The 22356-nt window shown below is 59.7% G+C and carries 21 protein-coding genes; 8 read left to right on the top strand and 13 right to left on the bottom strand.

Annotated features, from left to right (window positions below):
• Window positions 1–131: 131 nt before the first annotated feature.
• Window positions 132–1319 (top strand): C17 cyclopropane fatty acid synthase CfaB, encoded by a 1188-nt coding sequence (gene cfaB / locus EPZ47_RS29715; RefSeq protein ID WP_135847897.1) that lies wholly within the window; start codon window positions 132–134, stop codon window positions 1317–1319.
• Here cfaB and cls read toward each other — a convergent pair.
• Entirely contained in the window at window positions 1316–2755 is a 1440-nt protein-coding gene (gene cls / locus EPZ47_RS29710) for a cardiolipin synthase (protein WP_135847896.1), read from the bottom strand. The two genes, cfaB and cls, sit on opposite strands and share 4 nt — an antisense overlap.
• 142 nt (window positions 2756–2897) lie before the next feature.
• Between cls and EPZ47_RS29705 the strand changes: the two genes are divergently transcribed.
• On the top strand, window positions 2898–3419 hold the full coding sequence (locus tag EPZ47_RS29705; RefSeq protein WP_135847895.1) for a DUF3617 domain-containing protein: 522 nt from the start codon (window positions 2898–2900) through the stop codon (window positions 3417–3419).
• Window positions 3420–3472: 53 nt separating this feature from the next.
• Here EPZ47_RS29705 and EPZ47_RS29700 read toward each other — a convergent pair whose 3' ends face one another.
• From EPZ47_RS29700 to EPZ47_RS29680, 5 genes are all read right to left on the bottom strand, one after another.
• A complete protein-coding gene (locus EPZ47_RS29700; RefSeq protein ID WP_135847894.1) occupies window positions 3473–4348 on the bottom strand; it encodes a metal ABC transporter substrate-binding protein in 876 nt (291 codons plus the stop codon).
• An 11-nt stretch (window positions 4349–4359) separates the two neighbouring features.
• The gene (locus EPZ47_RS29695) at window positions 4360–5226 is read right to left on the bottom strand and encodes a metal ABC transporter permease (RefSeq protein ID WP_135847893.1); all 867 of its coding nucleotides are present in this window, start codon (window positions 5224–5226) and stop codon (window positions 4360–4362) included.
• A complete protein-coding gene (locus EPZ47_RS29690; protein ID WP_135847892.1) occupies window positions 5226–5894 on the bottom strand; it encodes a metal ABC transporter ATP-binding protein in 669 nt (222 codons plus the stop codon). The genes EPZ47_RS29695 and EPZ47_RS29690 overlap by 1 nt, the downstream gene beginning before the upstream one ends.
• Window positions 5891–6787 carry a GTP cyclohydrolase FolE2 gene (gene folE2, locus EPZ47_RS29685; protein WP_135847891.1) on the bottom strand — a complete coding sequence of 299 codons (897 nt, stop codon included), beginning with the start codon at window positions 6785–6787 and terminating at the stop codon, window positions 5891–5893. The genes EPZ47_RS29690 and folE2 overlap by 4 nt, the downstream gene beginning before the upstream one ends.
• A 113-nt stretch (window positions 6788–6900) precedes the next feature.
• A complete protein-coding gene (locus EPZ47_RS29680; RefSeq protein WP_135847890.1) occupies window positions 6901–7299 on the bottom strand; it encodes a glutamine synthetase in 399 nt (132 codons plus the stop codon).
• Window positions 7300–7458: 159 nt separating this feature from the next.
• Here EPZ47_RS29680 and zigA point away from each other — a divergent pair, with 159 nt between their 5' ends.
• Together zigA and EPZ47_RS29670 are read left to right on the top strand one after the other, a co-directional pair.
• Window positions 7459–8670, top strand: a complete 1212-nt coding sequence (gene zigA, locus EPZ47_RS29675; RefSeq protein WP_135847889.1) for a zinc metallochaperone GTPase ZigA — start codon at window positions 7459–7461, stop codon at window positions 8668–8670.
• Window positions 8670–9320 carry a DUF1826 domain-containing protein gene (locus EPZ47_RS29670; RefSeq protein ID WP_135848086.1) on the top strand — a complete coding sequence of 217 codons (651 nt, stop codon included), beginning with the start codon at window positions 8670–8672 and terminating at the stop codon, window positions 9318–9320. The genes zigA and EPZ47_RS29670 overlap by 1 nt, the downstream gene beginning before the upstream one ends.
• On the opposite strand, the gene EPZ47_RS29665 is transcribed toward EPZ47_RS29670, so the two are convergent.
• Window positions 9317–9670, bottom strand: a complete 354-nt coding sequence (locus EPZ47_RS29665; protein ID WP_135847888.1) for an NADH:ubiquinone oxidoreductase — start codon at window positions 9668–9670, stop codon at window positions 9317–9319. The two genes, EPZ47_RS29670 and EPZ47_RS29665, sit on opposite strands and share 4 nt — an antisense overlap.
• A gap of 27 nt (window positions 9671–9697) precedes the next feature.
• On the opposite strand from EPZ47_RS29665, the gene EPZ47_RS29660 reads away from it, so the two are divergent.
• Window positions 9698–10663: a CobW family GTP-binding protein gene (locus tag EPZ47_RS29660; RefSeq protein ID WP_135847887.1), complete on the top strand. Its 966-nt coding sequence runs from the start codon at window positions 9698–9700 to the stop codon at window positions 10661–10663.
• A 12-nt stretch (window positions 10664–10675) separates the two neighbouring features.
• Here EPZ47_RS29660 and EPZ47_RS29655 read toward each other — a convergent pair whose 3' ends face one another.
• The gene (locus EPZ47_RS29655) at window positions 10676–11098 is read right to left on the bottom strand and encodes a DUF3301 domain-containing protein (protein ID WP_135847886.1); all 423 of its coding nucleotides are present in this window, start codon (window positions 11096–11098) and stop codon (window positions 10676–10678) included.
• 119 nt (window positions 11099–11217) lie between these two features.
• On the opposite strand from EPZ47_RS29655, the gene pdxY reads away from it, so the two are divergent.
• The gene (pdxY, locus tag EPZ47_RS29650) at window positions 11218–12090 is read left to right on the top strand and encodes a pyridoxal kinase PdxY (protein WP_135847885.1); all 873 of its coding nucleotides are present in this window, start codon (window positions 11218–11220) and stop codon (window positions 12088–12090) included.
• Between the two features lie 137 nt (window positions 12091–12227).
• On the opposite strand, the gene EPZ47_RS29645 is transcribed toward pdxY, so the two are convergent.
• Window positions 12228–12713 (bottom strand): acyl-CoA thioesterase, encoded by a 486-nt coding sequence (locus EPZ47_RS29645; protein ID WP_135847884.1) that lies wholly within the window; start codon window positions 12711–12713, stop codon window positions 12228–12230.
• 258 nt (window positions 12714–12971) lie between these two features.
• On the opposite strand from EPZ47_RS29645, the gene EPZ47_RS29640 reads away from it, so the two are divergent.
• A complete protein-coding gene (locus tag EPZ47_RS29640) occupies window positions 12972–14735 on the top strand; it encodes a cation:proton antiporter (protein ID WP_135847883.1) in 1764 nt (587 codons plus the stop codon).
• 22 nt (window positions 14736–14757) lie between these two features.
• Here the strand turns inward: EPZ47_RS29640 and EPZ47_RS29635 are convergent, their stop codons facing one another.
• The 3 genes from EPZ47_RS29635 to uvrD form a co-directional block, all read right to left on the bottom strand.
• On the bottom strand, window positions 14758–15165 hold the full coding sequence (locus EPZ47_RS29635; RefSeq protein ID WP_135847882.1) for an SMI1/KNR4 family protein: 408 nt from the start codon (window positions 15163–15165) through the stop codon (window positions 14758–14760).
• A 138-nt stretch (window positions 15166–15303) separates the two neighbouring features.
• Window positions 15304–16179, bottom strand: coding sequence for a Tim44 domain-containing protein (locus tag EPZ47_RS29630; RefSeq protein WP_135847881.1), 876 nt, complete (start codon window positions 16177–16179; stop codon window positions 15304–15306).
• A 239-nt stretch (window positions 16180–16418) separates the two neighbouring features.
• Window positions 16419–18602: a DNA helicase II gene (uvrD, locus tag EPZ47_RS29625; protein ID WP_135847880.1), complete on the bottom strand. Its 2184-nt coding sequence runs from the start codon at window positions 18600–18602 to the stop codon at window positions 16419–16421.
• A gap of 261 nt (window positions 18603–18863) precedes the next feature.
• On the opposite strand from uvrD, the gene EPZ47_RS29620 reads away from it, so the two are divergent.
• Window positions 18864–21734 carry a putative bifunctional diguanylate cyclase/phosphodiesterase gene (locus EPZ47_RS29620; RefSeq protein ID WP_135847879.1) on the top strand — a complete coding sequence of 957 codons (2871 nt, stop codon included), beginning with the start codon at window positions 18864–18866 and terminating at the stop codon, window positions 21732–21734.
• A gap of 56 nt (window positions 21735–21790) precedes the next feature.
• On the opposite strand, the gene EPZ47_RS29615 is transcribed toward EPZ47_RS29620, so the two are convergent.
• A complete protein-coding gene (locus EPZ47_RS29615; RefSeq protein ID WP_135847878.1) occupies window positions 21791–22105 on the bottom strand; it encodes a hypothetical protein in 315 nt (104 codons plus the stop codon).
• Window positions 22106–22356 lie beyond the last annotated feature (251 nt).

Raw genomic sequence — 22356 nt, 5'->3', positions numbered from 1 at the left:
ACTTCAGGCAGTTACTGGCTCCAACAGTAGTTTTGGAAGGCGATAGAAAAAGGCTATAAATTCGATAGCCTGCTATTTTTCTACGATGGTCTACCCTCATTTTCAGATGTCTGAAACGAGGGGGTTATTTCATGCTCGCGCAACTTCCACCGGCCTTACAGAATCTTCATTTACCGCTTCGGCTGCGGCTCTGGGATGGCCATGAATTTACGCTGGGTGCCGACCCCAGCGTCACGATCGTGGTCAAGGACCCACAAATGGTCGCGCAACTCTCCCATCCCAGCCTGGATGCGCTGGGTGCGGCGTTCGTAGAGGGCAAACTCGAACTCGAAGGTTCGATCCACGAAGTGATCCGGGTCTGCGATGAATGGAGCCAGGCGCTGATCAAGGAAGATTCTGACAACCCGCCGGTGCGTTCGATTCATGATAAGGAAACCGATGCCAAGGCGATTTCCTATCACTACGACCTGTCCAACGCGTTCTATCAGCTGTGGCTCGACAGCGACATGGCCTACTCCTGTGCCTATTTCGAGACAGGCAGCGAATCCCTCGAACAGGCCCAGCAAGCTAAATTCCGCCACTTATGCCGCAAACTGCGTCTGCAACCTGGCGACTATCTGCTGGATGTGGGCTGCGGATGGGGTGGCTTGGCGCGTTATGCGGCGCGGGAATTCGGCGCCAAGGTCTTTGGCATTACCCTGAGCGAGGCGCAACTGGCGTTGGCCCGCGAACGGGTCAAGGCGCAAGGCCTGGAGGATCAAGTGGAGTTGCAGCTGCTGGACTACCGGGACCTGCCCCAGGATGGTCGCTTCGACAAGGTGGTCAGTGTCGGCATGTTTGAGCATGTCGGCCATGCCAATCTCAAGCAGTACTGCAAGACCTTGTTCGGCGCCGTTCGCGAGGGTGGGCTGGTGATGAACCACGGCATCACCGCCAAGCACACTGACGGTCGTCCGGTCGGTCGCGGCGCGGGTGAGTTTATTGAGAAGTATGTGTTCCCCAACGGCGAGCTGCCGCACCTGTCGATGATCTGCGCCGAGATCAGCGAAGCGGGGCTGGAGATTGTCGACGTGGAAAGCTTGCGCCTGCACTACGCGCGCACGCTCGACCATTGGAGTGAACGCCTGGAGGACAACCTCGAGGCCGCCTCGAAGCAAGTGCCGGAACAGGCGCTGCGGATCTGGCGTTTGTACCTGGCCGGTTGCGCCTACGCGTTTGCCAAGGGTTGGATCAACCTGCACCAGATCCTGGCGGTGAAGGCCCACGCCGACGGTAGCCATGATTTACCTTGGACCCGTGACGATATCTACATACCTTAGAGTATCGGGGAAATAAGCCGGGCGATCCGCATGCCGACCTTCTGCAGGCGGTGGGTCTCCCGGCTTGCCTGTTTGTCGATTTCCTGGGCCTGGGCGAAGTCGTTCTCGAGCATTTGCTCCACCTCGCTGGCGAATGGGATATCCACGGTCAGCAGCATCACTTCGAAATTCAATCGGAACGAACGATTGTCCAGGTTCGCACTGCCGATGGCGCTGATTTCCCCGTCGATCAGCACCACCTTCTGATGCAGAAAGCCCGGCTGATAACGGAACACCCGCACGCCAGCCCGCACCGCTTCAAATGCATACAGGCTGGACGCGGCGTAGACGACCTTGTGGTCCGGTCGCGAGGGCAGCAGGATGCGCACGTCCACGCCGCGCAGCACCGCCAGGCGTAACGCTGCGAATACCGCTTCGTCAGGAATAAAGTAGGGCGTTGTGATCCAGACTCGGTCGCTGGCCGCGTGAATAGCCTCGACGAAAAACAGTGAGCAGGTTTCGTAGGCATCAGCCGGTCCGCTGGCCAGTAGCTGGCAGAGCACACCGTCGTCCGGGTAGCTGTCCGGCAGGATCAGCGGTGGCAACGAACGGGCCGCCCAGAACCAGTCTTCGGCAAACGACTCTTGCATGCTCCCCACCACCGGCCCGCGCACTTCAACGTGGGTGTCGCGCCATGGTGCCAAGGGCGGCTTTTCGCCCATGTATTCGTCGCCCACATTGTGCCCGCCGACGAAACCCAAAACACCATCCACCACCACGATCTTGCGATGGTTTCGAAAGTTGACCTGGAACCGGTTGAGCCAGCCGCTGCGGGTGGCGAAGGCTTTCACCTGGACGCCACCGTCGCGCAAGGCCTGAACGTAGCGGTGGGACAGGGAGTGGCTGCCGATGCGGTCATAGAGTAAATACACGGCCACGCCTTCGGCGGCTTTTTTCAAGAGCAGTGTATGCAGGCGTTGGCCAAGGCGGTCGTCGTGGATGATAAAAAATTGAATCAGCACCGCCTCACGGGCACTGTCGATGGCCTGGAAAATCGTCTCGAACGTGGCGTGACCATTGACCAGCAATCGCACCTGATTGTTTGCCAGGCACGGTGTGCGCCCCAGCTTGGGCATGGCCCGTAACGAGGCGTAGGCCTGGGAGGCGCGGGCGGTCAAGGCCTCCTCGACCCACGGCCGCCAGTTCAACTCGGAGATCGCCTTGCGCATTTCTTCGTTGGCTTGCCGCCGGGCCTTGATATAACCATCAAAGGTACTGCGGCCGAAAACCAGGTAGGGAATCAGCGTCAGGTAAGGAATGAACACCAACGACAGGGCCCAGGCGATCGCACCTTGGGCCGTGCGCACCGTCAGTACGGCGTGGACGGCGGCGATGGAGCCCAGGGTATGGAGCAGCGCGATCAGGTAACCGAAAATATGGGGGCCAAAAAAATCCATGGGGCTGCCTTGCTCCTGACATTTTCAATGCTTAACAGACCATGTTCCATGGCGAATGTCGCTATTTAATTCACTCGTACCGGGTCTGAACCGAAGCTTATGGGCGGCGTCTAACGGCCACTTGTCCTCTGGAGTTTATGCAATGAATGTTCGTCTGCTGGGTTTGGCCTTGGCGGTTGGCTTGTCGGTTCCGATGGCGGCTCAGGCGCAGATGCTTCAACCGGGTTTGTGGGAACTGACAACGAGCAATATGAAAGTCGATAACCAGAACCTGCCGGACCTTCAACTGATCCTCGGCCAGTTGCAAACCCAGATGACCCCGGAGCAACGGGCGATGCTGGAAAAGCAGGGCATCACCATGGGCGGCAAAGGCATTCGGGTTTGCCTGACCCCGGAGCAGGTCAAAACCAATGATATCCCGCTGCAAGACCCGCAATCGGGTTGCAAACAGCAGATCACCGACCGGACTGGCAATCAGTGGAAGTTTCGCTTCAGCTGCCCGAAGGCCCAGGGTAATGGCATCGCGACGTTCCAGAGCGATCGTGAATTCACCACCAAGGTCAACGGCACGTTCAACGCTACCGGCATTCAGCAGAACGGCAGCCTCGACACCCGGGCTGTGTGGCTCGGGCAGGATTGCGGGACGGTCAAGCCGAGGGCTTGAGCCTCATGTGTAGTAACAGCGTGAGAGCAAAGCTTGCTCCCACGCATGATCGATCAAGGCCGGCTCAACGCCTCGTACAACGTATTGAGGTTGTATTCAAACAGCCCCGTGAAGGTGCTGGCCGGTCCGCTGGTCGCTAGGGCATCGGAGTACAGCGTACCGCCAATGTGCGCGCCGCTTTCGTCAGCGATCTGCTTGAGCAGGCGCGCATCCTTGATGTTTTCCATGAACACCGCTTTGACTTTCGCCTGGCGAATCTGGGTGATCAACGCGGCGACTTCTGCAGCCGAAGGTTCACGTTCAGTGGACAACCCCTGAGGCGCCATGAACTCGATACCGTAGGCCTGGCCCAAGTAACCGAACGCATCGTGAGACGTCACGATCTTGCGATTGCCTGGCGGCAAGGCCCCGAGCTTGGCCTTGGCTTCGGCGAGCAGGGCGTAGATCTTCTTCAGATACGCCTGGCTGTTGCGTTCGTAGTCAGCCTTGTTCGCCGGGTCTGCCGCTTCCAGTGCCTTGGTGATGTTGCTGACATACAGTTCGGCGTTTGCCAGGTTGTGCCAGGCGTGAGGGTCGGGGATGGTCTCGCCATCTTCATCCAGCGAACGTGGGATCACCCCGCGGCTGGCGCTGATCACCGGGGCGCCGGTTTCCGTGCTGGTGACCAGGCGATCCAACCATGGCTCGAAACCCAGCCCATTCTTGATGATCAGCTTAGCGCGGAGTAGCGCCTTGGCGTCGTCTGGTGTGGGTTCGTAAGTGTGCGCATCGGCGTCCGGCCCGACCATGTTGGTGATTTGGATATGCTCGCCACCGACCTGTCGGGTCATGTCGGCGAGGATGCTGAAGCTGGTTACCACCTGAAGTTTTTCGGCGGCGGATAAGGACATGGACAGCATCAGACTGAACAGCACGAGCAGGACGCGCATCGGGAAACACCTCATTGGGATGTGAGCAAAGGCGGGCGGCGCAACAAACCGTGCACCGGACCGAACACCACGGACAACAGATATAACGCGCCGGCTACCAGTACGATGGCCGGTCCGCTGGGCAGCGAGAAATAGAAGGACAGCAACAGGCCCAGCCACACCGAAAGACAACCGAGCAGCGCCGCGACCATCATTAGAATCGGCAGGCGCCGGCTCCAGAATCGCGAAGCGGCAGCCGGAAGCATCATCAGGCCGACCACCATCAGCGCACCGATGGCCTGGAAGCCGATCACCAGATTCAACACCACCAACGTCAGAAACACGCCATGGGCCAAAGGGCCCAAGCGACTGACGGTTTGCAGGAACAGCGGATCCAGGGTGTCGAGCAATAGGGGCCGATAAATCAGCGCCATGGCCACCAGGCTGGCCCCGGAAACCCAGAGCATGCCGGTGAGTGTCGGGCCGTCTACCGCCAGTGCCGAGCCGAACAGCAAGTGAAGCAAATCCAGGCGTTTGCCGGCCATGCCGAGGATCAACACGCCGGCTGCCAGGGAAATCGGATAAATCGCCGCGAGGCTGGCGTCTTCCCGCAGACCGGTGCGTCGGGTAATCCAGGCTGCCAGCCCGGCCATGCCCAGGCCCGCGCCGAGGCCACCGATTGTCAGGGCTGGCAGGCTCAATCCAGCGAACCAGAAACCCAGGGCGGCGCCTGGCAAAATACCGTGAGCCACGGCATCGCCGATCAGACTCATACGTCGAAGAATCAGAAATACTCCCAGCGGGGCTGTGCTGCACGCCAATACCAGACCGCCAAGCAAGGCCCGGCGCATGAAGACGAACTCCTGGAATGGTTGCCAGAGATGGGTGGCCGCGAGCATCACGCCACCCGCATGCGAGGTTGTTGGGCGATCAAGTCGACACTGCGATTGAGCGTGCAGCCGGCGTGGCTGACCAGCAATGTGTGAGGAATGTGTTCGCGTACCGCCGCCAGGTCATGACAAACCACCACCACGGTTCTGCCCGCCGCGTGCCAGCCATGGATGTGTTTCCACAGTAGCGCCTGGCCTTGTTCGTCGAGGGCCGCGTGGGGTTCGTCGAGCAACAGCAGCGGCGCTTCGGCCAGGCTCAGGCGAGCGAGCAGGGCGCGTTGTAACTCGCCGCCAGACAATGCCATCAACGGACGATTTTCCAGCCCCGCCAGAGCCCAGTCTTCCAAGGCTGTCTGGAGCAGTTGCCTGCGCATGGCGGGTGTGTGCCTATTCCCCCAGGAGCCGGCGGCCACCAACTCCTGCAAGCTGATGGGGAACTGCCGATCCAGATGTTGTTGCTGCGGCAGGAATGAGACACCGCCGCGGCGGGGGACGTCCAGCGTGACCTTCCCGGACAGGGGTTTTTGCAACCCCGCGAGTACTTTCAGCAGGCTGCTCTTACCCGAACCGTTGGCGCCGATGATGGCCGTCAGGCTGCCCGCTGGCCGCTCCATATTCAGCGGTGGTGTGAGAGGTTGCCCAGGGGCACCCCAGCGCAAGGTTTGGCAACGGATCATGATGCCTCCCGCTGCCAGCGGCTTTGGGCCACGGCGTCATGGGCGTGCAGGCTCTCGGCGTGGACGACGCGTACATCCAGGGCGGTGATGCTGGATGAGCGCCTCAAGGCGGTGCTCAATCGCCGAGCGGCGTCTTCGCAGAACATCAGGTTTTGGCCGTTGGCGAGCGCGAACGCCTGCTCATCGGCGCGTTTGACTGCGGTTTGCACAGCAGTGCCTAGGGCCGCTTCGGCCTCGTTGATGAGAGACAGCAGCGGCAATTCGTCGACATGGGTGTCCAGCCGTAGATTCAACGTGGCCATGCTGCGTTGACTGTGGGGAGTAGCGACAATGCCGTTTGCTGAGCCCAGCCAGGCCAGGATTTCAGCGTGCTCGAGGCTTTGGTTGGCGAAGTCGTCTACGAATTGCTGCTGAATCAACTGTCGGGCGAGCGCCGCTGAGCAAGGGCAGGTGGACGAGTAGGGGATCTGAATTTTCAGTTCCACGTGGAACACTGCGTATTTCAGGTGCGCTTCAATACTCACGGGATAACGCTTCCAGCCGGCCAGCGGGCTGATTAGCGCCGGACGTTTAAGCAACAAATCGGTGTGGATGCTTAGGGAAGCAAAATGGGACAGGCCTTCATGGCTATCGAGAAATTGCCGCAATACGCGATGCAATAGCGCTGGAGAAAGAGGTGTTTCTTCAAGTATTTCCAGCGCCAAATACAAACGTGACATATGGATGCCACGAGCATCACCGTCGTCGAGGCTGACACCTGCGTCGGCCGTCGCGCTCAGACGCTGGCCGTCGATCAAAACCGGTGTGGCGATCCCACACATGCCTACCCAATCGAGGGGTAAAGCTTGGCGTGAAGCCTGCGCAGCAACATCTGGCAGCGTTAACGCATTCATGGGCAAGGTCCATCATAGGTTCGAATTTAATGTTATAGTATAACAGTCAATTCGAATAAACCTCTTTCATGAACGGAGTTTCATTTCTTTACTCCCACGTTCCACGTGAAACATCAGTGCGACGAACTCTGACAACCGTTCATGCGGCCGCATATGAACGCACCGCCGCTACCACCACCGCCTGCGCTGGAGAAGCGGTTGATGGTCGTCCAGCCAACTCGTCGGTTGTATCCAACCCAACTTTCACCATCGGACGCCAAGCCTGTGAAGAAAGTGATTTGACCGTAACGACTGTTCGTTTGCGCCCAATGGCGACGACTGACCGCTTCAAAACCACGCAGATAAAGGGTGTTTCCGCTTGTTGCGACGCTGTAGGCATTACCTTGCCCGTCAACGCACGCCAGCAAGCTCGCACTGCGGGTGCAGTTGGCCAAGAGCGGGCTTTGGGCCGAAGCGCTCAGCGCCAACAGCAACAACGGGCTCGCTAATACGAGTTTCAGACAAGTGTGCATCGATTGTTCTCAGGCTAATGAGGGCGGCAGGGCTGGCTGAATTGTGTTGTTATACTATAACATAAAACTACCCAGGCATGATCCAAGCCCAAGCCTGAAAACGAGCCAAAACGCGCGTGAACAGCGTCAGCAATGGCCGCCCCGATGAGGATATACCTGATGCCCAATCGCCTCCCCGTTACCGTGCTTTCCGGATTTCTTGGTGCCGGTAAAAGCACGCTGCTCAACTATGTCCTGCGCAATCGCGACAATTTACGCGTCGCCGTAATCGTCAACGATATGAGCGAGATCAACATCGATGGCAGCGAAGTCCAGCGAGATGTCACCCTGAGCCGCTCCGAAGAGAAACTGGTGGAAATGAGCAACGGCTGCATCTGCTGCACGCTGCGTGAGGACTTGCTGGAAGAAGTCGGCCAGCTCGCCAGGGAGGGGCGCTTCGATTATCTGCTGATCGAGTCCACGGGTATTTCTGAACCCTTGCCGGTGGCGGAAACCTTCACGTTTCGTGATGAAGAGGGTCGCAGCCTGGCCGATGTTGCCCGGCTCGACACCATGGTGACGGTGGTTGATGGGGTGAATTTCCTGCTGGATTTCCAGGCTGCCGAAAGCCTTGCGTCCCGGGGCGAAACCCTGGGCGAGGAAGACGAGCGCTCGATTACTGACCTGCTGATCGAGCAGATCGAGTTCGCCGACGTGATTTTAATCAGCAAAATCGACCTGATCAGCCGTGACGAACGGGAAGAATTGATTGCGATCCTGGAGCGTCTCAACGCCCAGGCGCAGATCATTCCCATGGTCATGGGGCAGGTCCCCTTGGGGCGCATTCTCGATACCGGCCTTTTCGACTTTGAACGCGCCGCGCAAGCGCCTGGCTGGCTACGGGAGCTGCGCGGCGAGCATGTACCCGAGACCGAAGAATATGGCATCGCCTCGACAGCCTACCGGGCGCGCCGACCGTTTCATCCTCAGCGTTTTTTCAGTTTGATCGACCGTCCGTGGACCAACGGCAAACTCCTGCGTTCCAAAGGGTTCTTCTGGCTGGCCAGCAAACCTGAGGAAGCGGGCAGTTGGTCTCAGGCCGGCGGTTTGATGCGGCACGGATTTGCCGGGCGCTGGTGGCGGTTTGTGCCAAAAAACCAGTGGCCGCAGGATGAGGAAAGTAGCGCTGCCATCCTGAAAAACTGGCTGCCTAGCACGGGCGATTGCCGCCAGGAGCTGGTATTCATCGGACAAGACATCGACTTCACCCAGCTCACCGCTGAACTGGACGCTTGTCTGCTCAGCGACGCGGAAATGGCCCTGGGTGTCGAAAGTTGGCGCTTGCTGCCGGACCCGTTTGGCCCGTGGCATGACGACGAGGTCGCAGCGTGATGCTGGCGCCCAGCCTGAATAGGGCTGCACCGGTGCGGCAGGTCCAAGGTGAAACGCCACGGATCCTGACACAAATTCTGGAGGACGGCACCAACCTGGCTGTCTGGCAACGTCAGCTTCCGGCGCATATCAGCGACTTTGCGGCCATGGTGCTTTCGATGGAGCAGCCGCTGGCTGAGTCGCTGGTGCTCGACTTGCCGGAGGACGACACTCAGCCGGCGCTGCACGGCCTGGCCGCGGGGTTCAGCGATCTGCAAGGTTACGAAGGCTTTATCGCCGACGTTGCCTGGTTGGTCAGTGCGTTTGCCTGTCTGCTGGGCGCCAAACGTGTCGGCCTGCGTCTGCGCGCACTGGACAAGGCCATGTGTCCGCGCTTTCACGTTGACCATGTACCGGTGCGGCTAATCACTACTTATGTCGGTGTCGGCAGTCAGTGGCTCAAGGAAAGTGCCATGGACCGTCGATGTTTGGCGCAGCCTGAAGCCGAGCCCGGCGATCCGCGGATGATCCAGCAGCTTTACAGCGGTGATGTGGCGTTGCTTAAAGGCGAGAAGTGGCACGGCAATGAAGGGTTCGGCCTGATCCACCGCTCGCCGGAACCGGCCCCGGGGGAGCGCCGATTGATCCTCACACTGGATTGGCTGGCTTAAGGTTTGAGCCAGTTGCCCTGGCTTTGGCCTTCACAAAACGGCTGGAGATAAGCGGCGTCAGTGGCCACGCCGTAATAGTGAATATCCTGGCGGTAAGGCATATTGGCGACCTGGGCGTTGCTGCAGATGCCAAACGCGCCGCCAGGGCACTGATCGACGTACTGCACCTCGACTTTTTGCCCGGCGAGGCTTGGCTGGCAGAAGCCGTCGGCGAACAACTTCTGCGGGATGTTGCGGTTCTGCTGGCAGACTTTTACATCGAGCCGCTCCGCCTGACTGTGCACAACACAAGCCTGGGCCAGTGCCTGGTTTGACGTCAATGCCAGTAACAACCAGCCGAGCATCCGCATTTTCACCTCCATCGAAAGCCGTCGATTATGTTGCAGAACATTCCCACCCATGTCATCGCCGGCCCCTTGGGGGCTGGCAAGACCAGCTTGATCAAGCATCTGCTGACACAGCGTCCGGCCAATGAACGCTGGGCGGTGCTGATCAACGAGTTCGGCCAGATCGGTCTGGATGCCGCGTTGCTGACCCAGGCCGCCGATGGTATCGCACTGGGCGAAGTGGCCGGGGGCTGTTTGTGTTGCGTCAACGGCGCGCCGTTTCAGATTGGTCTCGGTCGATTGCTGCGCAAGGCGCGACCAGACCGTTTGTTTATCGAACCTTCGGGGCTGGGCCATCCGGCGCAACTGATGCGGCAATTGAACGAGGCTCCATGGCTCGGCGTGCTGAGTGTCCAACCTGGCGTGCTGGTGCTGGATGCCCAGGCGATGGCGGACGGTAAGCCACTGCCTGATGCGCAGCAGCGTGCTTTGGCCGATGCCGGGCTGCTGGTATTGAATAAGTCCGAGAAGCTCTCTGAGATCGATCGAGCACGTATCACGGCGCAACTGCCGGCGCTTGCGTTGTATTGGACGCAACAGGCTGAGTTGCCGCTGGATCGACTGCCGGGTCTTGCAACTCGGGGGAGTGGGGTTGTGGATAACTTCAGGCTACCCAAGGATGTGGGTTACATGCCGGCCATCTGGACCGACCCGAGATTGCCGATCTGCCTGCATCAGCAGCAGGAAGGTGGCTGGAGCATCGGCTGGCGCTGGCATCCGAGCCAGTTGTTCGACACGGCGGCGCTCACTCAATGGCTGCAAGGCTGGGGTTGGAAACGCGCGAAGATGGTTATCCACAGCGTGGACGGCTGGGTTTCAGCCAATGCACTGGAGGGCGCGGTCCTGGATTGGGGGACCAGCGAGTGGCGACAGGACTCACGGATCGAACTGATTTTCGCCGAGGCGCAAGACGTTGATGCTCTACAGGCCGGTCTGGCGAGTTGTCGTTGTGAATAAGTCAGCGCTGTTTCAAGGCTTCCACTTGTTGTGTTCCTGGCGCCACTGACTCAACTCGATCACTTCGGCCCGGGGCCTGGTCTGGACCGCTTCAATGGACGCCTGGGGCGTTTCTTCGAACGGCATGGGGTAGGGCGCCAGCTCGATTTGCGCGCTGTGGGCACCGAATTGGGTAATGGTGCCCGAATGGCGGGTCTCACCCGTGACGGTAAATTCGAAATTATAGATACGCGCCAGGCGTCGTCGGCCGTTTGCATCTTTCACGAAACCGATCCTTTTCAGCGCCACGTTGCCGTCCAGGAGCTCGATCTTGAGGTTGGCGCAATGCTGCATGACCCTCGCCAAGGCCCGCTCGCGCAAGCCGTGGTTGTGCCACAGCCAGGCGCAGCCAGTGGCCAGCAGCATCAGCACGAAAATATTTCCAAGGGTCAGCATGAACGAAGTGCTCCAACAAGTTGCGGTCAGCTTAACTGTGTCGCTGGTCTGTCGTACAGGCTGCGTTTAGTCGCATACTGCGCGGCTTGAATTTCAATCGTTTTACGGAAACTTCCCGCATGAAACGTACACCTCATCTGCTTGCCATCCAGTCTCACGTGGTATTCGGTCACGCTGGCAACAGCGCTGCCGTGTTTCCCATGCAGCGGGTCGGGGTGAACGTATGGCCGCTCAATACCGTGCAATTTTCCAATCACACCCAATACGGTCAATGGACCGGGGAAGTGCTTGCGCCTGAGCAAATACCGGCATTGGTAGAGGGCATTGCGGCGATCGGTGAGCTGGGGAACTGTGATGCGGTGCTGTCCGGTTACCTGGGCAGCGCCGCTCAGGGGCGGGCGATTCTGACGGGCGTGGCGCGGATCAAGGTCGCCAATCCCAAGGCGCTGTACCTGTGCGACCCGGTCATGGGGCATCCGGAGAAGGGCTGCATCGTAGCGCCCGAGGTGAGTCAGTTTCTGCTGGAAGAGGCCGCGGCCGTGGCGGACCTCATGTGCCCGAACCAATTGGAGCTGGACAGCTTCTCCGGGCGCAAGGCGCAGTCGCTGCTGGACTGCCTGGCCATGGCCCGCGCGCTACTGGCCCGCGGACCGAAGGCGGTGCTGGTCAAACATCTGGCCTACCCAGGCAAGCCCGATGACAGCTTCGAAATGCTGCTGGTGACGGCTGACGGCAGCTGGCACCTGCGCCGTCCGCTGCTGGCCTTCCCTCGCCAGCCGGTGGGCGTGGGGGACCTGACGTCGGGGCTGTTCCTGGCGCGGATACTGTTGGGCGACAGTCTGGTGGCGGCGTTCGAATTTACCGCCGCCGCCGTGCATGAAGTGTTGCTGGAGACTCAGGCGTGTGTCAGCTACGAGTTGGAACTGGTCCGCGCCCAGGACCGGATCGCCCATCCGCGGGTGCGGTTTGAGGCTGTGCCGATCAGCCTTTGATCGCACCCGTGGAAATGCTGCAAATCCCTGTGGGAGCGAGCTTGCTCGCGATGGGGGCATCACATTCAACATAAATGTTGGCTGTGATATCGCCATCGTGAGCAAGCTCGCTCCCACATTTGGTTTTCATCTGTCTGTTAAGGCCCGTCCGCCTTGATCTCCTGGTAACGCTTTTCCAGTTCCTGGCGGATCTGCCGGCGTTGCTGGGCTTGTTCGTAGCGGCGCTTTTCTTCCCCATTCTGCGGTTGCAACGGCGGGACGGCGGCGGGTTTGCGCTGATCGTCCACCGCGACCATGGTGAAGAAGCAGCTGTTGGTGTGGCGTACCGAGCGTTCGCGAATATTTTCGGTCACGACTTTGATGCCCACTTCCATCGACGTGTTGCCGGTGTAGTTCACCGACGCCAGGAAGGTCACCAGCTCGCCGACGTGAATCGGCTCGCGGAAGATCACCTGGTCGACCGACAACGTCACCACATAGCGCCCGGCGTAGCGGCTGGCACAGGCATAGGCGACTTCGTCGAGGTATTTGAGCAGGGTGCCGCCATGGACATTGCCAGAGAAGTTGGCCATATCGGGGGTCATTAACACCGTCATCGACAGCTGGGCGTTTCCGGGTTCCATAACGTACTCACGGTTCAAGGCAGCAATTTCGGGAGTGCACCTCTGCGGGTGCTGGAAGGTTTTAAAAACCACCGATATCGGGACGCCGCACCTGTGGCTGCCGTCACGCCCCGATGGATCTGTTTCCATATATTGCACTGACTTTTTGTCGGAAGTCGCGGTGTTACCCTTCAAAAGCCGTTGCGAGGGCTTTTCCTACAAAGGAAACGGACTTATCCAGCTCCGCGATGAGTCATTTTGAACAGGGAGCCCCAAACCATGCATGCCATCAGTTTCATTCAAGACCTGGCAATCATCATGATGGCAGCGGGGTTGGTGACCGTTCTCTTTCATCGTTTTAAACAACCGGTGGTCCTGGGCTATATCGTGGCCGGCTTCATCATCGGCCCGCATACGCCGCCGTTCGGTTTCATCCACGACGAAGACACGATCAAGACACTGGCCGAGCTCGGGGTGATTTTCCTCATGTTTTGCCTGGGCCTGGAATTCAGCCTGCGCAAGTTGTTCAAGGTGGGCGCCACCGCGTTCATCGCGGCGTTCCTCGAAATCGTGCTGATGATCTGGATCGGCTACGAAATTGGCCGCTGGTTCGACTGGAGCACCATGGACTCGCTGTTCCTCGGCGCTATCCTGGCCATCTCCTCGACCACCATCATCGTCAAGGCCCTCAACGACCTGAAGATGAAAAACGAGCGCTTCGCACAGTTGATTTTCGGGGTGTTGATCGTCGAGGACATTCTGGGCATTGGCATCATCGCCTTGCTGTCGAGCATTGCCGTCAGTGGCACGGTGAGCTCCGGCGAGGTGTTTTCCACAGTCGGCAAGTTGTCGCTGTTCATGATCGTCGCGCTGGTCATTGGCATTCTGCTGGTGCCGAGGCTACTGGCCTACGTGGCAAAGTTCGATAGCAACGAAATGCTGCTGATCACTGTGCTGGGCCTATGTTTCGGTTTCTGCCTGTTGGTGGTGAAACTGGAGTACAGCATGGTGCTCGGGGCATTCCTGATCGGTGCGATCATGGCCGAGTCCCGGCAGTTGCAGAAAGTCGAACGACTGGTGGAGCCGGTACGCGATCTGTTCAGCGCGATTTTCTTCGTGGCCATCGGGCTGATGCTCGATCCGGCGATATTGCTGCAGTACGCCTGGCCGATCGCCGTGATCACTGGCGCAGTGGTCCTTGGCAAGATGCTGTCCTGCGGCCTCGGTGCCTTTATCGCCGGCAACGACGGACGCACCTCACTGCGAGTCGGGATGGGGCTTTCGCAGATTGGCGAATTCTCCTTCATCATCGCGTCGCTGGGGATGACCCTGCAGGTCACCAGTGATTTCCTCTATCCGGTCGCCGTCGCGGTCTCGGTGTTGACCACACTGCTGACGCCTTACCTGATCCGGGCTGCCGACCCGTTGTCCGTCAAGTTGGCGACGGTCATGCCGCAACGGCTGACGCGGGTGCTGGGGATGTATGGTGAATGGCTGCGCAGCATCCAACCCCACGGGGAGGGAGCGGTGGTGGCCTCGATGATCCGGCGGATCCTGCTACAGGTCGGAGTCAACCTTGCACTGGTCATCGCGATTTTTGTTTCGGGTGGTTTTTTTGCCGAGCGGATGTCGGCTTACCTGCAAATGTGGATCAGCGACCCGAGCTGGCAGAAAGCATTGATCTGGGGTGGGGCGTTATTGCTATCGCTACCGTTTCTGATCGCCGCGTATCGCAAGCTCAAGGCACTGTCGATGCTGCTGGCAGAGATGAGCGTCAAGCCGGAGATGGCCGGCCGCCATACCCAGCGTGTGCGTCGAGTGATCGCCGAAGTGATCCCGATCCTCTCGTTGCTGGTTATTTTCCTGCTATTGGCGGCCTTGTCGGCCAGCATCTTGCCGACCAACAAGTTGCTGGTGTTGATTGCAGTGGTGGCGATTGCCGTCGCAGCCTTGCTCTGGCGCTGGTTCATCCGCCTGCATACGCGGATGCAGGTGGCCTTGTTGGAAACCCTGGACAATCACAAGGAGTCGTCCGGGCATTGACCCGCGGCGGGGCGCTGGTGGATCAGCTTTCCAACCAGACGTCCCGCGCCCAGTGCCAGACGGATTCCCAGGTTTCCTCGGCAATCAGTTCTTCCTCGGCCTGCCACAGCACCACAGTGCCGTCTTCTTCGACGCAATAATAATCGTCACCGTCCTGGCAGATCGGGATCAGGCTGCGCTCCACACCGGCATCCCAGGCATTGGCGGCCACATCCGGCAGATAGGTGTGGGATTGGGGATCGGTGACGGTCACCGGCTCCAGGCTGCCATAGACGACATCGCTGACGGTGAGCAAAAACTCCCTGAAGACGAACGGGATATCGATGAACAGCTGTTCTTCGATCTCTACCAACAAATCTTCGTCAGGCAACTCCAGCGGAACCGGTACGGGTTCGTTGGCTTCACGCAATTGTTCGATGATTTCTTCCACGTCCGGGATCCTCTTTCTCGATGGCGCGGTTTATATGGAGCGGTTTATACAGTAGCTCGCTATAGATGCAACCGCGAAATAGAAAACCCCGGCCTGAGCCGGGGTTCTTTTATTTCAACATGCAAAACGCGCAGAGGTTTAACTGTTCTGGCGGATACCGGCCACCAGCCAAGGCTGGTCATCGCCTTGGGCACGTTCCATGTTCCAGCTTTCGCTGAACGCTTCGCCCTTGTCGAAGCGCGAGTCCTTCGACACACCGCTGAAGGTCAGGGTGGCGATGGTCTTGTCGGCGCGATCGTCGACGCCGTCCAGTTGTACTTGCAGATTGTCGATGTAGGTCGACTGGAAGCCATCGCCCAGTTCGGCCCGCTCGCGCTTGAGGAATTCCAGCAGTTGCGGGGTCACGAACTCAGAGATCTTGTCCATTTCGTTCGCATCCCAGTGTTGCTGCAGGGACATGAAATGGCTGCGCGCAGCTTCGACGAAGCGCTCTTCGTTGAACCAGGCTGGCGCGTTGATGACCGGACGGGCGGCCACTGGCGCTGCCGAACCACCGAAAATCGAACCGCTGGCCGGTTGCTGGTTGAACACTTCACGTTGCATCGGTGCATGACCGGCCGGAGCCAATTGCTCCTGCTGCTTGCGACGACGGGCGGCAATGAAGCGGAAGACCAGGAAGGCGATGACCGCCATGATCAGGATGTCGAAGATCTGCATGCCCTGGAAGCCGTCGCCCATGAACATGGACGCGAGCAGGCCGCCGGCGGCGATACCGGCCAGAGGGCCGAGCCAGCGCGAAGCACCGCTGGCCTTGGTGGCAGCGCCAGCGGCACCGGCCGCGCCTGCGGTAGCAGCGGTGGACCCGGCGGCGGAGGACGGCGCCATCTGGCTGGTCTGGTGAGTCGGGGCTGCGCCCGAACTTTTACCACCGCCAAAGCGCTTGGCGGCATTGGCGTCGATGGCCATCGTCAGGCCGATGCACAACGCCATGGCGATGCTAAGAAAACGTTTCATATAAAGGCATTCCCATTTGTGGATAGCACGCGCGCCATGTTGCACAGCTGAACTGTTGCTGGCTAGCGGCAGAGTGTTTCGGGCTTTTGCGTGACAGGTGAGGTTCAGCTTCAGCCGCGCAAGAGGGCCTGTTCGCTTTGGGCTGTAGGAAAGAGGAACAAGTTCTATCGGAAATGTTTTGACGTCCCCCAGAACAACTGTGGGAGCGAGCTTGCTCCCACAGGGTCCTGCACAAATCTCTAGATCGCTTCCAGCTTGGCATACCCCAGCATCAGCCACTTGCTGCCTTCGCTGAAGTTCACCTGCACCCTGGCCTGGGCCCCGGCGCCTTCGAAGTTGAGGATCACCCCATCGCCGAATACTGAATGCCGCACGGTCTGGCCGAGGCTGAAGCCGGTTTCCGGGATATCGCTGCCGCCGAACAGGCTGCTGGTGCTTTGTTGCTGGCCGCCACCGAATGGACGGCTGACGCTGTTGGACAGCCGCACTTCCTGAATCAGGCCTTTCGGCACTTCGCGTACGAAGCGTGACACCTTGTTGTAGGTCTCGCTGCCGTACAAGCGTCGGGTTTCGGCGTAGGTCAGCACTAGATTCTGCATGGCGCGAGTGATGCCGACGTAGGCCAGCCGCCGTTCCTCTTCCAGACGCCCCGGTTCTTCCAGGCTCATCTTGTGGGGGAACAGGCCTTCTTCCATGCCCACGAGGAATACGTAGGGGAATTCCAGGCCCTTGGCGCTGTGCAGGGTCATCAGTTGGATACTGTCTTCATGTTCGTCGGCCTGGGTGTCGCCGGCCTCCAGGGAGGCATGGCCCAGGAAGGCCGAGAGTGGTGACAGGTCTGCGTCTTCTTCGGTGTTCTCGAAGTTGCGCGCGGCGCTGACCAGTTCCTCAAGGTTTTCCACCCGGGCCTGGCCTTTTTCACCCTTTTCGGCTTCATGGTAGGCGATCAGACCGGACTGCTCGATGACCGTCTGGGTCATCAAGTGCAGCGGCATCTCCCCGCACTTGGCGGCGAGGTCTTCAATCAGGTCCATGAAGGCCTTCAGTGCACCGGCGGCGCGCCCGGTCACGCCTTTGTTGGTGACCAGCTGACGTATGGCTTCCCACATGGACACATGGCTGTGGCGGGCGTGATCGCGAATCGCTTCGACGGTTTTTTCGCCGATGCCCCGGGTTGGCACGTTGATCACCCGCTCCAGGGCCGCATCGTTGCCACGCCCTTCGAGCAGGCGCAGGTAAGCCATGGCGTTCTTGATTTCGGCGCGCTCGAAGAAGCGCTGGCCGCCGTAGATACGGTACGGGATCCGTTCGCGCAACAAGGCCTCTTCCAGTACCCGCGACTGGGCGTTGGAGCGATACAGGATGGCGATGTCGCTGCGGGCCAAGCCGGTTTTCAGCGCACTTTCGATGGTTTCCACCACGTAGCGGGCTTCGTCGTGTTCGTTGAAGGCGGCGTAGAGGTTGATCGCTTCGCCTTCGCCGCCATCGGTCCACAACTCCTTGCCCAAGCGCCCGGTATTGTTGGCGATCAGGGCGTTGGCAGCCTTGAGGATACCGGCGGTGGAGCGATAATTCTGTTCCAGGCGGATGACTTCGGCGTCAGGAAAGTCCGCCGAGTACTGGTGGATATTCTCGATTTTGGCGCCGCGCCAGCCGTAGATCGACTGGTCGTCGTCGCCCACCACCATCAGGCTGTCGCCACCCTTGGCCAGCAGGCGCAACCAGGCGTATTGCACGGCGTTGGTGTCCTGGAATTCGTCCACCAATACATGCCGGAAGCGCTTCTGATAATGAGCCAGCAGGCCCGGGTGATCGCGCCACAGATCCAGCGCACGCAGCAGCAGCTCGGAAAAGTCGATGACGCCTGCGCGCTGGCATGCCGCCTCGTAAGCTTCGTAGATGCTGCGCATGGTCGCCAGGAACAGGTCGCCGCTGGCCTGGATATGTTGTGGGCGCAGGCCTTCGTCTTTCTGGCCATTGATGAACCATTGGGCCTGACGGGCTGGCCAGCGCTGTTCGTCCAGGCCCAGTTCGCGGATCACTCGCTTGACCAGGCGTTGCTGGTCGTCGCTGTCCAGGATCTGGAAGGTCTGGCTCAGGCCGGCTTCCTGCCAGTGCGCCCGCAACAAGCGGTGCGCCAGGCCGTGGAAGGTACCGACCCACATGCCGGCCGGGTTGATGCCCATCAACTGCTCGATGCGATGGCGCATCTCGGCAGCGGCCTTGTTGGTGAAGGTCACCGACAGGATCGAATGGGGCGAGGCGTTCTCGACCTGGATCAACCAGGCGATACGGTGCACCAGCACTCGGGTCTTACCGGAGCCGGCACCGGCCAGGACCAACTGACGACCCACGGAGGCAGCTACGGCCTGGCGTTGGGCATCGTTGAGGGAGTTCAGCAGAAGGGAGAGGTCATCGCGCATCGGGGCATTCTAGGGTGCGGCGTCACCTCGGGCAAACCGAGCTTTGCATCCGCCGATAAAAGACCGGTCGATGATGACCGGTTGGTCATCGGCTACAGACCCTGGCGGGGCTCGCTTGAAGGCCACGCCGCCCAATAAAATAGCGACTTTTTCCGCACTTTTATGAGCTGGGGCAGTGTGGGATGGCGTTTGGCTTGTGTATGCTCGGTGCTCGTTTCGGGTTCTCCATGCTCCACTGAATAAGAACAAGAACAAGTGCCTATGACCCTCAATTCCGATCTGGCGGGCCCCTGTGTGGAACCGCGGGTCATCTGCAAGCAGTACGCCATGGAAATGGCGGTCGAACGCACACGTCTGCTGTATCAGGGCTCGTTGCTGCCCACGCTGTTCATGCTGGTCAACGGCCTGGTCTGCGCCGCTCTGCTATGGGAGCCGGCGCGCTATGTTCTGGTCAGCGTCTGGCTGGTCTGGTTGCTGTCACTGGTGGCGTTGCGGGTGATTCAGGTGGCCGCCTTCGATTCGGCGATGCCCAGCCGTCAGGCACACCCTGTCTGGTTGCGTATGTTTTTGCTCGGCTCGGCGATGACCGGCCTGACGCTGGCCGGGGCTGGCATCGCCCTCGTTCCGGCCGACAGCTTCCAGCAGCAGGCCTGGGTGTTCGGCCTGATTGGCGCGGCCACCCTGTCGGCCAGCGTCGCCTATGCCGTGAGTCTTCCGGCGTTTCTGTCCTTTACCTTGCCGTGCCTGTTGCCGGCTATCGGCTATCTCTTCTGGGGCGGTGATGAGCAGCAGCGCGGGTGGGGCTGGCTTGGGCTGGTGGTATTAGTTTCGCTGAGTGTGGTGGCCTGGCAGGTCAACCGGCTGATCCAAAATGGCCTGTTGCGGCGGTTCCAGAACCAGGCGCTGATCGAGCATTGGCAGCAGGCGCAAGCCCGCAGCGCACAGCTCAATGAGGCGCTGGGTCGTGAAGTCGAACAACGTCGCTCTGCCGAGGAAAAACTGCGGGTGGCCCAAGTTGGTCTGGAGGCGCGGGTAGCGCAGCGCAGCCTTGAGTTGGAGGCGGCCAGCCAGGCCCTGAGCAAGAGTGAGGCGCGTCTGGCCCTGGCGCTCAAGGCCAGTGAGCTGGGTTTGTGGGACTGGAACCTGCAGACCGACGAAGTCCACCACACCCAACTCAAGGAGCTGTTCGGCCTGGAGCCCGAATTTGTCACCGCTATGCTCAGTCATCTCAAGCCGCGCCTGCATCCTCAGGACCTGCCGGCCCTCAAGCGTGCGTTGGTCGAACACCTCAAGGGTCGCAGCGAGGATTACCAGATCGAATATCGTGTGCGACACGCCGACGGTCATTGGGTGTGGATCGAAGACCGCGGCCGGGCCGTGGAGCGCAGCGCGAGTGGGCGGGTGCTGCGCATGGTTGGCACCCGGCGAGACATCAGCGCCAGTAAAGAGCTCGAGCAGCAACAACAGCTGGCGGCCACGGTATTCGAGGCCGCCAGCGAGGGCATCGTGATTTTCGATCCGAGCTTCGCGCTGCTCGCCGCCAATCAGGCGTTCACGCGGGTCACCGGCTTCAATATCGAAGACATGCTAGGGCACAACGTGGTGGACCTGCCGTGCAGTCGTGATGCGCGCCGGCACTACCCCGTCATTCGCCAAGCCCTCAAGCAGCACGGTACCTGGCAGGGTGAACTGGTCGAAGCGCGGGCCAATGGCGAACTGTATCCGCAGTGGCTGCAACTGAACGTAGTGCGCGACACTCGGGGAAATACCAGCCATATAGTGGGCTTCTTCGCCGATCTGTCGGCTCGACGCGAATCCGAAGAGCGGATGCGCTACCTCACGCATTACGACGAACTGACCGGCTTGGCCAATCGCTCGCTGTTCCGCGAGCGCCTGCACGAGGCTCACCAGCGGGTGCGCCAAGGCGGACGGCGCAGCCTGGCGTTGCTGCATATCAACCTGGACCGCTTCAAACTGCTCAACGACAGCCTCGGCCACGACATTGCCGACCAGCTGTTGCAGAAAATGGCCCGGCGCCTGATCAATGCACTGCCCGAAGCCGACACCATCGCTCGATTGTCCGGCGATGAGTTCGCCGTGCTGTTCGATGCCTATGGCAACCTTTCCAGCCTGGCGCGGGTGACGACCCGTTTGTCCGCCAAGCTGCGCCTGCCGCTGACCATCGAAGGCCATGAACTGGTGGTCAGTGCCTCCATCGGTATCAGTATGCTGCCCGATAACGCGCGGGAAATTTCCACGCTGGTCAGCCAGGCAAACATGGCCATGCAACATGCCAAGCATCTGGGCGGCAACAATTTCCAGTTCTACACCGACAGCCTTCAGGCCAGCACGCTGGAGCGCCTGCAACTGGAGAATCAGCTGCGCAAGGCCCTCGAAGAGCAGCAGTTGAAGGTTTTCTACCAGCCCAAGTTGTGCCTGGCGACCGGGCGCTTGAACGCCGCTGAGGCGTTGGTGCGCTGGGATCATCCGGTCATGGGCGAGGTCCCGCCGGTAGATTTCATTGGCCTGGCGGAAGAGACCGGGCTGATCGGGCCGATTGGCGAGTTCGTGTTGCGCCAGGCCTGTTGGCAGGCGTGCGAATGGCAGCGCCAGGGCCTTGCGCCGATCAGGGTGTCGGTCAACCTGTCGGTGCATCAGCTGCGCCAGGGCAAGCTGGTCAGCCTGGTGCGACAAGTGCTGGAAGAAACCGGCCTGGAACCCCAATACCTGGAACTGGAGCTGACCGAGAGCCAATTGCTCGACAGCGTTGAACACATCATTGCGACGTTCCAGCAACTGCGCGACCTTGGGGTCAAGCTGGCGATCGATGATTTTGGCACCGGCTACTCGTCCCTGAGTTACCTCAAGCGCATCCCGGTGGACTACGTGAAGATCGACCAGGCGTTCATTCGTGGGTTGGAAGAGGGGGGAGAGGATGCGGCGATTACCCGGGCGATCATTGCAATGGCTCATGGGTTGTCGCTCAAGGTAGTGGCCGAAGGTGTCGAGCGCCAGGAGCAGCTTGAGTTTCTGGAGGCCGAACGCTGCGACGAGGTCCAGGGCTACCTCATCAGCCGGCCGGTTGAGGCCGAGGGCCTGGCCCAACTGCTGCGAGAGCAGCGCTTGGAATGAGGCTTCCCGCCGGAGTGTCACGCCCGGTGTCGCTCCGACGGGAAGCTTATTATGTATTAATGCGTGATGATGACTTCATCAATATGATGAACGAGTTCATCTTCGAAGAAGATGCTGACGCCGGTTACGTTAGAATCACCGAGAACTTTATACTCGACATGTTTGTGCGTGATCACTTGTAGCGAAACTTCTTCACTTTGTTCGAGTACCAAATCCAGGCGCAGATCGAAGGATTTATCCTGTTTTTCACTCAGGACCAGCTTTGGTGTGATGCCACTGTTCGATACCTCTACCGTTCCAGAGGCGCGGAAAGAAGCTGCGCCGGGCATACGGTCGATTTGGGCTGTCCAGTCTTTGGTATTAATAGCCATGTTAGATAACTCCTGTAGTGGATAGTAAGTTGCGTCCTGCGTCGCCAATATAAGTATGTGCTGCCGCTTGGGAAAGAGATAAATAGTGAGAATTTGAAAGCGTATGTGTGCATGGTCTGTTGTAAGTGCGTCATGAAACTGAGTCGCTGTGGGGAAATATATAGGGCGGGTTTGTATTTATTTTTATACGCGCAAGCTATCTGACTCGTCAGCCGTTTTCGGAAGATAAGGGGGGGCGAAGGAGTGCCCGG

The sequence above is a fragment of the Pseudomonas viciae genome (assembly GCF_004786035.1).
In the GTDB taxonomy this organism is placed as follows: Bacteria; Pseudomonadota; Gammaproteobacteria; order Pseudomonadales; family Pseudomonadaceae; genus Aquipseudomonas; species Aquipseudomonas viciae.
This window is presented reverse-complemented; position numbering and strand designations above follow the sequence as displayed.

What these genes read in the sequence shown, in the direction of transcription:
- cfaB (WP_135847897.1), top strand. Translation starts at nt 132, where the DNA reads ATGCTCGCGCAACTTCCACCGGCCTTACAGAATCTTCATTTACCGCTT.
- cls (WP_135847896.1), bottom strand. Translation starts at nt 2,755, where the DNA reads ATGGATTTTTTTGGCCCCCATATTTTCGGTTACCTGATCGCGCTGCTC.
- EPZ47_RS29705 (WP_135847895.1), top strand. Translation starts at nt 2,898, where the DNA reads ATGAATGTTCGTCTGCTGGGTTTGGCCTTGGCGGTTGGCTTGTCGGTT.
- EPZ47_RS29700 (WP_135847894.1), bottom strand. Translation starts at nt 4,348, where the DNA reads ATGCGCGTCCTGCTCGTGCTGTTCAGTCTGATGCTGTCCATGTCCTTA.
- EPZ47_RS29695 (WP_135847893.1), bottom strand. Translation starts at nt 5,226, where the DNA reads ATGCTCGCGGCCACCCATCTCTGGCAACCATTCCAGGAGTTCGTCTTC.
- EPZ47_RS29690 (WP_135847892.1), bottom strand. Translation starts at nt 5,894, where the DNA reads ATGATCCGTTGCCAAACCTTGCGCTGGGGTGCCCCTGGGCAACCTCTC.
- folE2 (WP_135847891.1), bottom strand. Translation starts at nt 6,787, where the DNA reads ATGAATGCGTTAACGCTGCCAGATGTTGCTGCGCAGGCTTCACGCCAA.
- EPZ47_RS29680 (WP_135847890.1), bottom strand. Translation starts at nt 7,299, where the DNA reads ATGCACACTTGTCTGAAACTCGTATTAGCGAGCCCGTTGTTGCTGTTG.
- zigA (WP_135847889.1), top strand. Translation starts at nt 7,459, where the DNA reads ATGCCCAATCGCCTCCCCGTTACCGTGCTTTCCGGATTTCTTGGTGCC.
- EPZ47_RS29670 (WP_135848086.1), top strand. Translation starts at nt 8,670, where the DNA reads ATGCTGGCGCCCAGCCTGAATAGGGCTGCACCGGTGCGGCAGGTCCAA.
- EPZ47_RS29665 (WP_135847888.1), bottom strand. Translation starts at nt 9,670, where the DNA reads ATGCGGATGCTCGGCTGGTTGTTACTGGCATTGACGTCAAACCAGGCA.
- EPZ47_RS29660 (WP_135847887.1), top strand. Translation starts at nt 9,698, where the DNA reads ATGTTGCAGAACATTCCCACCCATGTCATCGCCGGCCCCTTGGGGGCT.
- EPZ47_RS29655 (WP_135847886.1), bottom strand. Translation starts at nt 11,098, where the DNA reads ATGCTGACCCTTGGAAATATTTTCGTGCTGATGCTGCTGGCCACTGGC.
- pdxY (WP_135847885.1), top strand. Translation starts at nt 11,218, where the DNA reads ATGAAACGTACACCTCATCTGCTTGCCATCCAGTCTCACGTGGTATTC.
- EPZ47_RS29645 (WP_135847884.1), bottom strand. Translation starts at nt 12,713, where the DNA reads ATGGAACCCGGAAACGCCCAGCTGTCGATGACGGTGTTAATGACCCCC.
- EPZ47_RS29640 (WP_135847883.1), top strand. Translation starts at nt 12,972, where the DNA reads ATGCATGCCATCAGTTTCATTCAAGACCTGGCAATCATCATGATGGCA.
- EPZ47_RS29630 (WP_135847881.1), bottom strand. Translation starts at nt 16,179, where the DNA reads ATGAAACGTTTTCTTAGCATCGCCATGGCGTTGTGCATCGGCCTGACG.
- uvrD (WP_135847880.1), bottom strand. Translation starts at nt 18,602, where the DNA reads ATGCGCGATGACCTCTCCCTTCTGCTGAACTCCCTCAACGATGCCCAA.
- EPZ47_RS29620 (WP_135847879.1), top strand. Translation starts at nt 18,864, where the DNA reads ATGACCCTCAATTCCGATCTGGCGGGCCCCTGTGTGGAACCGCGGGTC.
- EPZ47_RS29615 (WP_135847878.1), bottom strand. Translation starts at nt 22,105, where the DNA reads ATGGCTATTAATACCAAAGACTGGACAGCCCAAATCGACCGTATGCCC.